This is a genomic window from Bacillus sp. 16GRE42, from assembly GCF_019837435.1.
Classification (GTDB): domain Bacteria; phylum Bacillota; class Bacilli; order Bacillales; family Bacillaceae_G; genus Bacillus_A; species Bacillus_A wiedmannii.
Map to the genome: position 1 here is coordinate 1,715,226 of NZ_JADAXF010000001.1, position 13,213 is coordinate 1,728,438.

Annotated in this window: 17 protein-coding genes and 1 pseudogene; 4 read left to right on the forward strand and 14 right to left on the reverse strand. The window is 35.0% G+C overall.

Going from position 1 to position 13,213, the window contains the following annotated elements; all coding sequences use genetic code 11:
* Positions 1-9: 9 nt before the first annotated feature.
* The 10 genes from ILS93_RS08895 to gcvT all read right to left on the reverse strand — a co-directional run bounded on the left by ILS93_RS08895 (position 10) and on the right by gcvT (position 8,026).
* Entirely contained in the window at positions 10-633 is a 624-nt protein-coding gene (locus ILS93_RS08895) for an ABC-2 transporter permease (RefSeq protein WP_088048120.1), read from the reverse strand.
* A 31-nt stretch (positions 634-664) separates the two neighbouring features.
* Positions 665-1,297 carry an ABC-2 transporter permease gene (locus ILS93_RS08900; RefSeq protein ID WP_088048119.1) on the reverse strand — a complete coding sequence of 211 codons (633 nt, stop codon included), beginning with the start codon at positions 1,295-1,297 and terminating at the stop codon, positions 665-667.
* Between the two features lie 15 nt (positions 1,298-1,312).
* Positions 1,313-1,981, reverse strand: a complete 669-nt coding sequence (locus ILS93_RS08905; protein WP_222660342.1) for an ABC-2 transporter permease — start codon at positions 1,979-1,981, stop codon at positions 1,313-1,315.
* Positions 1,962-2,834 carry an ABC transporter ATP-binding protein gene (locus tag ILS93_RS08910; RefSeq protein WP_088048118.1) on the reverse strand — a complete coding sequence of 291 codons (873 nt, stop codon included), beginning with the start codon at positions 2,832-2,834 and terminating at the stop codon, positions 1,962-1,964. Before ILS93_RS08910 ends, ILS93_RS08905 begins: the two co-directional genes overlap by 20 nt.
* 3 nt (positions 2,835-2,837) lie before the next feature.
* Positions 2,838-3,212, reverse strand: a complete 375-nt coding sequence (locus tag ILS93_RS08915; protein ID WP_001021362.1) for a GntR family transcriptional regulator — start codon at positions 3,210-3,212, stop codon at positions 2,838-2,840.
* 118 nt (positions 3,213-3,330) lie between these two features.
* Positions 3,331-3,522 (reverse strand): hypothetical protein, encoded by a 192-nt coding sequence (locus ILS93_RS08920; RefSeq protein WP_000535935.1) that lies wholly within the window; start codon positions 3,520-3,522, stop codon positions 3,331-3,333.
* Between the two features lie 70 nt (positions 3,523-3,592).
* Positions 3,593-3,796, reverse strand: coding sequence for a DUF3929 family protein (locus tag ILS93_RS08925; protein ID WP_000639160.1), 204 nt, complete (start codon positions 3,794-3,796; stop codon positions 3,593-3,595).
* A gap of 293 nt (positions 3,797-4,089) precedes the next feature.
* A complete protein-coding gene (gene gcvPB / locus ILS93_RS08930; RefSeq protein ID WP_000795689.1) occupies positions 4,090-5,565 on the reverse strand; it encodes an aminomethyl-transferring glycine dehydrogenase subunit 2 in 1,476 nt (491 codons plus the stop codon).
* Positions 5,562-6,905: an aminomethyl-transferring glycine dehydrogenase subunit 1 gene (gcvPA, locus tag ILS93_RS08935; RefSeq protein ID WP_000903245.1), complete on the reverse strand. Its 1,344-nt coding sequence runs from the start codon at positions 6,903-6,905 to the stop codon at positions 5,562-5,564. Before gcvPA ends, gcvPB begins: the two co-directional genes overlap by 4 nt.
* 20 nt (positions 6,906-6,925) lie before the next feature.
* A complete protein-coding gene (gene gcvT / locus ILS93_RS08940; protein WP_000631766.1) occupies positions 6,926-8,026 on the reverse strand; it encodes a glycine cleavage system aminomethyltransferase GcvT in 1,101 nt (366 codons plus the stop codon).
* A gap of 392 nt (positions 8,027-8,418) precedes the next feature.
* Between gcvT and ILS93_RS08945 the strand changes: the two genes are divergently transcribed.
* Positions 8,419-10,101: a DEAD/DEAH box helicase gene (locus ILS93_RS08945; protein WP_088048116.1), complete on the forward strand. Its 1,683-nt coding sequence runs from the start codon at positions 8,419-8,421 to the stop codon at positions 10,099-10,101.
* Complete coding sequence (locus ILS93_RS08950; RefSeq protein ID WP_222660344.1) at positions 10,088-10,882, forward strand: YqhG family protein; 795 nt, start codon at positions 10,088-10,090, stop codon at positions 10,880-10,882. Before ILS93_RS08945 ends, ILS93_RS08950 begins: the two co-directional genes overlap by 14 nt.
* Before the next feature lie 36 nt (positions 10,883-10,918).
* Here ILS93_RS08950 and ILS93_RS28675 read toward each other — a convergent pair whose 3' ends face one another.
* The gene (locus ILS93_RS28675; RefSeq protein WP_000064661.1) at positions 10,919-11,050 is read right to left on the reverse strand and encodes a hypothetical protein; all 132 of its coding nucleotides are present in this window, start codon (positions 11,048-11,050) and stop codon (positions 10,919-10,921) included.
* A 101-nt stretch (positions 11,051-11,151) separates the two neighbouring features.
* Entirely contained in the window at positions 11,152-11,379 is a 228-nt protein-coding gene (locus ILS93_RS08955) for a hypothetical protein (protein ID WP_000032702.1), read from the reverse strand.
* A gap of 73 nt (positions 11,380-11,452) precedes the next feature.
* Between ILS93_RS08955 and ILS93_RS08960 the strand changes: the two are divergent.
* Positions 11,453-11,570 (forward strand): annotated as a pseudogene (locus ILS93_RS08960) (GTP pyrophosphokinase).
* Between the two features lie 140 nt (positions 11,571-11,710).
* A complete protein-coding gene (locus ILS93_RS08965; RefSeq protein ID WP_001073110.1) occupies positions 11,711-12,343 on the forward strand; it encodes a VC0807 family protein in 633 nt (210 codons plus the stop codon).
* A gap of 67 nt (positions 12,344-12,410) precedes the next feature.
* Here ILS93_RS08965 and ILS93_RS08970 read toward each other — a convergent pair whose 3' ends face one another.
* Both ILS93_RS08970 and ILS93_RS08975 read right to left on the reverse strand, forming a co-directional pair.
* Positions 12,411-12,611 carry a YqzE family protein gene (locus tag ILS93_RS08970; protein ID WP_000106080.1) on the reverse strand — a complete coding sequence of 67 codons (201 nt, stop codon included), beginning with the start codon at positions 12,609-12,611 and terminating at the stop codon, positions 12,411-12,413.
* A 38-nt stretch (positions 12,612-12,649) separates the two neighbouring features.
* Positions 12,650-13,147, reverse strand: a complete 498-nt coding sequence (locus ILS93_RS08975; protein ID WP_000836644.1) for a shikimate kinase — start codon at positions 13,145-13,147, stop codon at positions 12,650-12,652.
* Positions 13,148-13,213: the final 66 nt, after the last annotated feature.

Consider the following 13,213-nt stretch of genomic DNA (forward strand, 5'->3'; position numbering starts at 1 on the left):
GCTCCCTCCTTATAAATCACGTTCATTGTACAAATGAATTGAGAAAAACATAGACATAACATATAAAAGAAGGAGTCCTGCTATAAAACAAATATTTACGACTAGACTCGTGTTCCAAGCATTCTCTACATCTAACCATACGTTACTTACAATCAGTCCACTTAAATACCCAAATGCAATTCCGGCGAACGGAGCAATTTGTTTTGCACTGCTATATCCTACTGAAAATTCGATTGGGAGTACAATCATGCTATAAACCAATCCTCCCGTTATTCCGCCAAGAATCTCTCCCCATAGCATAAATACAGTTATATGTTCATTTTGTAACTGGATTAAACCAACTACAAGTGAGAAAATCCCACCTAAAGCAACTAAAATACTTACAAATATGTATTTTGCTATGACAATTTCTTTACGTTGTAACGGTAAACTATTTACTAGCATTTCACTTTTATTTTTATTCTCATAACTCATTAACAGCATGATTCCAAGAACAGGTATAAACATGCTAAATGTCATCAGAAAACTATCACTACGAAAATCAACAATAGCAAGAAAAAATAAACATATTAAATACGCAAACCCTAACTTTCTTTGCAACATCATATCTTTTAAGACTAATTGCTTGATCATGTTTTACCCTCCTAATATGAAAATGCTCCTTCTATAACTCTGCCTCCTGAAACATTTTCATTGAGAGAAACATTGATATGACTATACTTACTAACACTCCGATACCAAGAATACTCATTGATAATGTAGCATCTTCAGATTGAAGTACTTTTAGCATGATTATTTCATCACCAAAAATATTGCACATAAGGCCAATCATACCCATTAAAGGAAAAATCATAATCACATTCAAGACAGTAATAGCTTTGTATCCTCCAATGTAATTAGTAGGTATCGTTACTACACAATAAATTAAAGTTGCTACTATTGCTGAAAATATTGCATATCCAGGAATAGCTATGTCTCTGTTCAATAAAATATTTCCTAATATTACGACTATAAAAGTTGTACTCAAACCAGCCATAATAAATAATGAGCTTGAAATATATTTAGCTATAACTATCTCTTTTCTCGTTATAGGCAAACTCACTAATACTTTTTCTGTTTTACTTTTCTCGTCATAATAAAAAGAAATATATATAATCGTACTACATGTTATAAATAATCCTATTGCAATCCCCATCGGTTCTACGGAATTTCTAAAAACGGATAAAATAGGTATTAAAAAATAGAAAGGAAACATCTTCTTCTGTAAGAAAAACTCCTTCAAAATCAACTGTTGCATATGAATTCCCCCTCTCTATAAATCACGCGTTTCATAAATTTTAATTGTAAGAAACATAGAAGCGATATAGACACTAGCTAATATAATTCCTCCAGCTATAAATACACCGATATGCACTGGATTCATAATCCACTCAATGAATGAAGGTGTTGTTTCATCCAATCCATCTCCTATGAATATCCAAGCAATTCCACCAACTACCATTGATGCTCCTGACACTATACTTCGTGCTATCTTTGACCTTGTAACATAATAACTAGGAAAGAATGTTACAACAAAAAATACGGCATAAACAGCTCCATTTATTACTTCATACCACGGAATTTCAATGTATAGATTCGGATGATAGGTACCGATATCACCAATGACCACAATGCCTCTTACAAGAAAAACAACTAACATCGTAGAGAGTATGCCACCAACAATAAATATTGCACTGGAAACATATCTAGCAATTATGATATCCTTTCGGCTTACCGGTAAACTATTTATAATAATGTCACTGTTATTCCTTTCATCCATAAAAGTTAACGTCATAACGGAAGAAAGAGTTATAAATAGACAACTCATCGAAAATAACAATTCACCACTTGGATCTAACATAAATAATACAAGAGGCACAATTAGATTCACTAACCACGTTACCCTAAAAAAGAACAAATCTTTATATATGAGCTGACGCATAGGGACCTCTCCCTTTCGCGGTGTAAACGATGATATCGTCTAATGTTGGTTTTTCTAGTACAACCTCATTTCCAAACCAATCGATAATTGCTTGCTTATCCTTTGCTAAACCTTCGAAACCAAATTTATTTTTTCGTAATCCAACAAATAATTCTTTTCCTTCTCTATCTAATAAATCATTACTTCCTTTTACAATTACGTAGTTCTCCATTAATTCATCTTTCTCACCAGTAAATATAATTTCTCCATCATTTATGAACGTAATATAATCCGCGATGCGCTCTAAGTCTGTTGTAATGTGTGTTGATAATAATACAGATACTTCATCTTCCATTACAATTTCTTGCAACATATCAAGCAATTCACTTCGAACAACCGGATCTAATCCTGCCGTTGGTTCGTCCATAATAATAAACTCCGCGTGGTGTGAAAGTGCGATTGCAATCGCAAATTTCATTTTCATCCCTTTTGATAATTCTTTAATTTTTTTATACTTCGGAACTTGCAATCGATGCATATACGATTGATACTGCTCTTCGTCCCACTTTTTATATAGCGGTGCAATAATACGTTTCATTTGTTCACACGTTAAATCTTCGTAGTAATGATTTTCATCATATACAAAACCGATATTTTGTTTTATTTCCTTCTCGGCTTTTTTATTGTCCTTGCCAAAAATTTTTATATCACCGCTATCTTTTCTAATTAAATTCATAATCATTTTGATCGTCGTACTTTTCCCTGCTCCATTCGGTCCGACAAATCCCATAATATATCCGCGTGGTAACGTAAAACTTATATTTTTCACTGCAAAATCTTGATGACTTTTACAAACGTTTTTTAGCTCTAACATCTCTTATTCCCCCTCATATAAACACGCAATCATCTGCTGTAAATCTTCAAGTGAAAGCTGCAACGCTTTACTTTCATTTACAACCTCTTCCGCTTTACTTTCCAATAGACGTAGCCGCTGTTCTTTTAGTAGTTCATTATTTTTACGTGAAACATAAGTCCCCTTCCCAGCAACAGTTTCTATATATCCTTCTTTTTCAAGCTCCTCGTACGCACGCTTCGTTGTAATTACACTAACTTGTAATTCCTTCGCTAAGCTACGAATAGACGGTAATTGGTCTCCACCCTTTAAACCACCATTTAAAATAAGCTGGCTTAATTGTTTTCTTATTTGCACATAAATAGGGTCTTGGGAAGAATTCGAAATAATAATATTCATGTTTTCCTCCAGTGTGTGTATATACTGTATATACCTTATATGTACAGTATATACACACCATCCTATTTTTGGCAAGAAAAAAAGACCAACATTTTCCTGTTGATCTTTCGTATATGTATCACTTTTCAAAGCGATCTAACATCTCATCTCTCATTCCAAAACTCACTACCGCAATTCCTACATACATAAACAGAAGGAACGCCGGATGAACTGTATTGTACCAAGTGCTATCAACAATTAAATAAATCGTTAATGCTACAACAAGAACAAACGCTAAGATAAACATATAAAAGTGTCTTGTACTACCCATAATAAACTCCTCTCTTCTCTCGTCACCATTCAACAGTATATTGTATCGAATAATTCGATATGACTCAAGGTTAACTTTCTGTTATGTAATCAAGTTCCACCTTTACAATGTCCTCACATGCTATTGAAATGATTGTTCCTTGCTTATCAATTGCCGTCACTTCTCTATTATCCATTACACGATGTGCTACTCTTTCTAGTACTTTTCCTTGATCTCGATAACAAAATTCTTTTACATCTTTAATCGTTTTTCCGTTTTCTAAATGGTATATCATTCTATAACACCGATATCCCACATTTTCACCCCCAGCTTGCTCGTTTTTTCACATATACATAAAAATGAGTCATTCCTATCTCATTACATCTTCTTAATTTCAATAAAATTCTAACAAAAATAAATACTTTTATCAAACTGACTTTTTCAACAAAATCACCTATAAAACTGCTTCTTTACACCATTATGAAACAAAAAATATAAACTTTTAACATTTTCTTCACTAATTCTGCACAAATTCTCCATACAAAAAAAAGAACCCGCATATAGCGAGTTCTTCCTTTGTTATGCTAATCAAACTTGTACAGGAGCTAACTTTTCATAACGTAAAACTGGTTTACGAGCAGCCAATGTTTCATCCAAACGTTTAATTACCGTTGTATGTGGCGCTTCTTGTACAACTTCTGGATTTTCTTCTACTTCTTTAGCAATTTGAATCATCTTATCAATAAAACCGTCTAATGTTTCTTTTGATTCTGTTTCTGTCGGCTCAATCATAATACATTCTTCCACATTTAATGGGAAGTAAATTGTTGGTGGATGGTAACCGAAATCAAGCAGGCGTTTTGCGATATCTAATGTACGTACACCAAGTTTCTTTTGACGACGACCTGATAATACAAACTCATGCTTACAATGTCTATCGAACGGAAGATCATAGAATGGTGCTAATCTTCTCATCATATAGTTCGCATTTAATACCGCATACTCCGTTACTGCACGTAGTCCATCTGGACCCATAGAACGAATGTATGTGTATGCACGAACGTTAATTCCGAAGTTACCATAGAATGGTTTTACGCGCCCAATTGCTTCTGGACGATCATAGTTAAAGTGATAGCCATTTTCTGTTTTCTCTAAAATTGGTTTTGGTAAGTACGGAATTAAATCTGCTTTCACACCTACTGGACCAGAACCTGGGCCACCGCCGCCGTGAGGACCTGTAAATGTTTTATGAAGGTTTAAATGCACAACGTCAAATCCCATATCTCCTGGGCGCGCCTGGCTTAATACCGCATTTAAGTTTGCACCATCATAGTATAATTTACCGCCTGCGTTATGGACGATTTCTGCCATTTCTAAAATATTTTCTTCGAATAGACCTAATGTATTAGGATTTGTTAACATAAGTGCTGCTGTTTCTTCGTTTACAACACGTTTTAAATCTTCTAAGTCAACAAGACCATGTTCATTTGATTTTACTGTAATTGTTTCAAAACCAGCTACAGTTGCAGATGCTGGATTCGTGCCGTGAGCAGAGTCAGGAACAATTACTTTCGTACGGTTAAAGTCACCATTTGCTTCATGGTATGCACGAATTAACATTAAGCCTGTCCATTCTCCGTGTGCACCAGCTGCTGGTTGTAATGTAACAGTATCCATACCTGTAATTTCAATTAAATGCTCTTGTAAGTCGTACATTAATTCCATTGCACCTTGTACTGTCTTTTCATCTTGTAATGGATGAATATTTGCAAATCCTGCGAAACGAGCTACATTCTCATTAATTTTCGGATTATATTTCATCGTACAAGATCCAAGTGGATAGAATCCAGAATCTACACCGTGGTTACGGTTTGAAAGTGCTGTATAGTGGCGCATAATGTCAAGTTCAGATACTTCTGGTAGCTCAGCATCTTCTACTCGAATATAATCGCTCTCAAACACATCCTCTAGTTTCACTTCTTCTACATCTAATTTTGGTAGGCTATATCCTATGCGTCCTTCTTTACTCACTTCAAAGATAAGTGCTTGGTCTTGGTTCTTCATTGGATAGCCCCCATTTCGTTTACAAGTGTGTCAATTTCCTCTTTTGTACGAAGCTCAGTTACTGCTACAAGCATATGGTTTTCATGCTCTTTATAATCACGGCCTAGATCGTAACCGCCGATAATATTCTTTTGTAATAATGCATCGTTTACTTCTTTCACTGGACGCTTGCAATCTACAACAAACTCATTGAAGAATGGTCCAGCAAATGTAACTGTGAAGCCTTGCGCTTCAAATTGACGTTTTGCATATTGTGCTTTAGAAATATTTTGACGTGCCATTTCTTTCACACCTTGTTTACCAAGTGCCGTCATTGCAACTGATGCTGCTAATGCATTTAACGCTTGATTTGAACAAATGTTAGACGTCGCTTTGTCACGGCGAATATGCTGTTCACGTGCTTGTAACGTTAATACAAACCCACGTTTACCATCTGAATCTACAGTTTGTCCAACAAGACGTCCTGGAATTTTACGCATAAATGCTTTCGTTGTTGCAAAGTAACCACAGTGTGGTCCACCAAACTGCGTTGGAATACCAAATGGTTGTGCATCACCGATTACAATATCAGCACCAAATTTTCCTGGTGGTGTTAATGCGCCTAATGATAATGGATTTGAAGAAACGATAAATAATGATTTTTGTTGATGAACGATTTTTTCAATATCAGCTAATTTTTCAACTTGTCCGAAGAAGTTTGGATATTGAACGATTACACAAGCAACTGTATCATCTACTTCACTTTGTAATACGTCTAAATCTGTTACACCATCTTTATGATTAATTTCAACAACTTCAAGATGTTGACCTTTTGCATACGTTTCAAGTACTGCTCTTGATTCTGGATGAACTGCACTAGATACAAGAATTTTCTTTTTACGAGTATGGCCAGCTGCTAGCATTGCCGCTTCAGCTAAAGCTGTACCTCCATCGTACATAGAAGAGTTTGCTACATCCATTCCTGTTAATTCACAAATCATTGTTTGGAATTCAAAGATTGCTTGTAATTCCCCTTGTGAAATTTCTGGTTGGTATGGCGTGTAAGCTGTATAAAATTCTGAGCGAGAGATAACGTGATCTACAATTACTGGAGCGTAATGATCATATACGCCTGCTCCTAAGAAAGAAGCGTACTCTTTTAAGTTAGCATTTTTACTAGCCATTTGAGTTAACTCTTTTAGCAGCTCTGGCTCTGATTTTGCTTCTTTAATTTTTAAATCCCCTTTAAAACGAACACTCTCTGGAATATCAGAGAATAACTCATCGATCGTTTGAACGCCGATCGTTTGTAACATTTCTTTTTTGTCTTCTTCTGTCATTGGAAGATAACGATGCAACATGAAATCTACCCCTCTCCCCGTTACTTTGAACGTTTATAAAATGGTGTTGGAACAACTACTGCTTTGACGCGTTTATTACGAATTTCAATTTCTACTTCTGTATCAACTGCTGCGTATTTTACATCAATTAGTGCTAAACCAATGCTTTTCTTTAACGTTGGAGATTGTGTACCACTCGTTACTTCCCCGATTTTTTCTTCTCCAATAAATACAGGGTAATGTGTACGAGGAATTCCACGCTCGATTACTTCGATGCCGACTAACTTACGAGGCGCACCGTTTTCTTTTTGCTCTTTTAACGTTTCTTTTCCAAAGAAGTCTGCTTCTTTATTTGGTTTTACCGCAAAGCCAATGCCAGCTTCAATCGGTGTAATATCTTTTGATAATTCTTGACCATAAAGTGGTAATGTTGCTTCGAATCGAAGTGTATCACGAGCACCTAAACCACATGCTTTTAAGCCTTCTTCTGCTCCAACTTCAAGAAGTTTCTCCCAAAGTTTTGCAGCATCTTCACTCTTACAGTAAATTTCAAATCCATCTTCACCTGTGTAACCTGTACGAGATACAAGTGCTGGAATTCCATCTACAAGAATATCGTTTTTAAATTTAAAGAACTTAATTTCTTTCAAATCTTCTGACACAACTTTTTGTAAAATGCCTTCTGCTTTTGGACCTTGAATTGCAAGCTGTGCAACTTCACTAGAAACATTGACTACTGTCGCATCGCCAATTACATGGCTAGCTAACCATTCGTAATCTTTCTCGATATTTGATGCATTGATTACTAATAAATAGTCTTCTTCACCACGTTTGTAGATTAATAAATCATCTACTGTACCACCATTTTCGTAGCACATAGCTGTATATTGTGCGCCTCCTACTTTTAAAGTAGAAACGTCATTTGTAACAACACGTTGTAAAAATGCTAAACTATCTACACCTTTTACCTCAACTTCTCCCATATGAGATACATCGAACAAACCTGCAGCCGTACGTACAGCTTCATGTTCTTCTTTAATGCTTGAAAATTGAACTGGTAATTCCCAACCACCGAAGTCGATTGTTTTTCCACCATACTTCGCGTATACATCAAATAACGGTGTACGTTGTAATGTAATCATGCTCTCTCCCCCTTATGCTTTGACAAATCAATAAAAGTTGCTCGCCATATCTAAACATTTTCACTCTGAAAAGATAGGATATACGGAATCTCATTATATTTTTTTATGAAAGCGTAAATAAAAAATCACTTTCTTGGATAAAATACGAAAGATTCCACACATTTCACACCATTATCCTAACATTATTCGCTATATTTCATCAATATTCTAGCATAAAAAATAATTTAGAATTTTTCATTCTTAATCTTATTAAATACAACTTTCAAAATTCAACCCTTTATCTTTGCCTATTCTTTAACTTTCAGTATGTGTAATAGCGCCTTATTACAAGGCTTATATAATAAAGATTTTTTTAATAATTACTTTAGTTTATAAAAGGTGGGAGAGTCGTAATGAATGTCGATATTTCCGTAGATCGAACGTGGCAAAACAATTTTTTAAATAGAATTAATGAAGATGGTCCTTGGACAAATTGGGATTTATATCATTTAGCTTATAAAACAGAAAAATCGTTACTTGTTCCTACTTTCGATGGATTACAAGCACCGAAACATTTATCTCATTTCACACCACTTCCTCATCAATTAGAAGTCGCTCAAAATGTCATTGAACAAATGAATGGTAAAGCGATACTAGCAGATGAAGTGGGACTTGGGAAAACGATTGAAGCTGGGCTTATTTTAAAAGAATATATGGTCCGCGGCCTTGTGAAAAAAGTACTTATACTCGTCCCTGCCTCTCTCGTATCACAATGGGCATACGAATTAAATACAAAGTTTTTTATTCCAGCTGTAGCCCAAAAGAAAAGCTACTCGTGGGAACAAGCCGATGTGATTGTATCATCAATTGATACTGCAAAACGTTCACCGCATCGCGATATCGTTTTGAACCTAGAATATGACCTTATTATTATCGATGAAGCACATAAACTTAAAAATAATAAAACAAAAAACTATGAATTTGCACAACGATTAAAAAAGAAATTTTGTTTATTATTAACCGCTACGCCTGTTCAAAATAAGATTGATGAAATTTTCAACCTCGTTTCTTTATTAAAGCCAGGACATTTAGGCAATCAATCCAACTTTGAAGAATATTACGCTTCAAAAAATCGTTCCGCCAAATCTGATGAAGATTTAAAAGCTCTTATTAACAAAGTGATGGTCCGAAATCGACGTCATAATACCGGAATTGATTGGCCAAAGAGACATGTACGTACAATTTTTGTTGAGTTTAATGAAGAAGAGCAAGCTTTGTATAATGGTATTGAAAATTGGCGAGGACAAGATGCCTTCACATCTGCTTTCTCATCGTTAACTTTAAAACGGGAAGCGTGTAGTAGTCGTGAAGCTGTTTACTACTCATTAAAAAAACATGTGGAAAAAAGGCAGAAAGAAAATGAGCATTACATAAAGGACCCACATATTGATGTGCTAATGGACAAAATTAATCATATTCCTTTCAACTCAAAAGCGAATAAAGCTCTTGAGCTTATAAAAGAAATTGACGATAAAGTCATTATCTTCACTGAATATAGAGCTTCACAAATGTATTTACAATGGTTTTTACAACAACACGGTATTTCTTCCGTTCCATTCCGCGGCGGGTTTAAACGCGGGAAGAAAGATTGGATGAAGGAGCTTTTCCAAAACCACGCACAAGTATTAATTGCAACGGAAGCTGGTGGCGAAGGGATTAACTTACAGTTTTGTAGCCATATGATCAATTATGACTTGCCATGGAATCCAATGCGTCTTGAACAAAGAATCGGACGTATTCACCGTCTTGGTCAAAAGAATGATGTTCATATTTATAACTTAGCTACAAAACATACTGTTGAAGAACATATTTTGAAACTGTTATATGAAAAAATCAATTTATTTGAGCGTGTTATCGGCGAGCTTGATGAAATTTTAACGAGAATTAATATGAAAAACATCGACGCGCATATTCAAGAAATCTTTGCGCAGTCAAAAAGCGAAGGAGAAATCCGAATTAAGATGGAAAACTTAACATCTATTATCGACTTCGCGAAACGAAATGAAGCTGAGGTGCAAGGCTATGCAGCAACATGAAATTCATAATTACTTATACAATTTTTTTGAGGCGAATAACTGCGAAATTTTAAAGCGCTCCCCTCATCTATTAGATGTGCAGTTAACAATTGAGATGGATAAATTATTAATGAACCGTCCTTTTTATTGGCACTATCTTGAGAAAACAGGAGGCGTACCGAATCCGATGCGCCTTACTCTTCTTACAAATCCAGAAAGTGAAGAAAACGATGGTGAGCTTATTCACTACGGTTCACCACGTCTTCATCAAATTTTCCAAACGACAAAAGAATTAGGCTCTTACATACGTTTATATGAGGAAGTACGGCATAGCGGGGCAACGCATACACCGCTCCATCCTTGGCTCGGTGTAAATATAAAGGTTTCCTATCAATGTGATCGAAAAAAAGACATCCTTCACTCCATTGGGATTCATCTCATTTCTGGCACAATGATTGCAAACTTTCATGAAACATTAGCTAAAATTAAACTTACACCGAAAATACCTGACTTTTGTTTTACGCTCTCGCCTATCATTAAACCGCAAAGCGGTTTACAACGTATAGAGGATGCTTTAAAGAATATTATTGCAGAAGATGACCATACGTGGGCGAAAGAAGCAAGAATGCGCTGGAATCACGATTTAGACCTTTTAAATCGTTTTTATGAAGAGAGTGATGAACTTCCCGAAAGCTATGAAATTGAAAAGCAAGCCTTGCAAGAACAATATGAACCCCGCATTACAGTGCAAATTATTAACGGCGGACTCTTTTATGTTACTGCGAATCATTTTCTTTCTTAAAAAGCCCCTTCTGTTTTAGAAGGAGCTTTTTTTGAGTTATCCTCTATCGCCATTACGCTCTTGTTGTTTTTGCTTTGCCATACGTTTTTGATGCGCACGATCCTTTGCGCTCACATGATTAGCATCAGTTGGAAGATTTTCTTTTGAACGACCAATTCCATTGCTCATCTTTATCACTCCTTTTTATATCTTTCAAAATACATCCTTATTTTCAGCTAGAGATACAATCCTTATACAAAAAAATAAGAGCAGCCATTGGCTACTCTTACTTACTCACTCACGTATTTTTGAAACATATCATGGATGCCTTTATTTACTAGGTTCGAGATCTGCTCGTCAGATTTATTCGGATAACGATCACGCAATCTGATAGATGCCTTCACCATTAAATTTTCTAATACAGAACGGCCACCTTCTCCATAAATAATTTCAGCATACTTAACAAGCCTTCCATCCTCTACTGTTGCTGGATTATGATTGAAGAAAAATTTACTCATTGTCTCCACCTCTCTATTTTGATAACGTTTACATTTATATAGATTATTTATGTTATTTATTTCACAATATTGTATGCATGTATATTTAATTAGTTTCATTATAAAGCAACATATCGATAGTAAATATGTGATTTTCCGTCCATTTTGTGAACAAACCAAAAAATGAAAGCGTTTCCTTTATTATATACTAAAAAAACTTACTACGCTAGGGGCAATTTTTTTAATCTACTAATCCCTCAAAAATTAATATATTTTTTCTTTTCCCATTAAACCTTATACAATTTTCAGAAATTATATTATAAAATATATGTATGACTTAAGGAGGATTTATATGAATCAAAATAAAAAAGCTATATTAGATCTTGTCTTTTATCTCGTAATCCCATTCCTCATTTGGAAATTTGCAAAACCTTATATCGATCCTTATTACGCGATGTTACTTTCCTCTGTTCCAGGGATTATTTATACACTGTATACCTTTAAAAAAGAAAAACAGTTTAACGTGACAGGGTTCTTTATTTTAATTACACTCATTTCTAATACAACAGTAGACCTATTATCTGGATCAGCTGAACGAATGTTGTGGAACGATGCGTATTATCACATCGTACTCGGTATTATCGTCATATGTACAATTTTTATAAAAAAACCACTTATGTTATATTTCGCAGCAGATATTGCCGCATTGCAAGGCCATGACCGTGATAAAAGTCGTGAACTGTATCGTGATAGTCGTATCTATCCAGCACTACAATATTTAACGCTATTTTTCGGGCTACAATTTATATTAAAAAGCTTCTTAAAAATTTATTTCATCTCTGTTTTCGGTGTAGATGGCTATGGTGAAATGAGAGCGATTATGACCGCTGTTGGGTGGGGCATTTCCATTTGTATCGGAATTGGATTTGTTTGGGTAAACAATAAAATACATGCAGTGACAGAAGAAAAAGAATCTGTACAGTAAATGAAAATCCCCTAGTAGCATCATACTACTAGGGGATTTTCATTTTGCTACACATATTACGAAATCGTTAACTTGATTTTTTTCTTTTATCTTTTACGTTTCGATAAAACAAAGCAGCACTTAGCGGCATAACACCAAACCACTTATTCATAAATGGCTCTTTTTCAGCACGGCGTTGTTCTTTCTTTTGTTTACGATCTTCTTTTGGAGCATCCATGTACGACACAAACTGCTGTGTCACAAAGCGAACATAATCATTAGTAGACATATTATCATCACCTCTACTTGATTAGTATGTCCACTTTTTTATTCATTAATCTTTTCTTTTAATTCATTCATAATTTGCTTTACAGACTTATTCGTCGTATCGATATGAATATGAGCCTCTTCATAATAAGCTCGGCGCGATTCAAATTTTGCCACAAATGCCTCTATATCTTTCTTCTGAAATAGTGGACGCGTCGTATCTTCACGGAGTCTTTCTGCAATTACATGTGGATCACAATATAAATACACGACAGTTCCATTTTCCTTCATCCACTTTCGGTTTTCCTCTCGCTCGATGATTCCACCACCAGTTGTAATAATTACATTACAACTGGGTAGTGAACGTAACATTTCACTTTCATATTCCCGAAAAGCGATTTCGCCTTCTTCGGCAAAAATATCACGAATTGCCTTCTCCTGATTCTCTTCAATTTTTTGGTCTGTATCGACAACATCCATATGAAGTTCTTTACTTAACGCTTTTCCAATTGTTGTTTTCCCAGCTCCCATATAACCAGTTATGTATATAGATTTCATGTTCGTTCCTCTCAATCATCCGTTATTATTTTTTATTATAACGAAAGATTTAATTATTTAATAAAA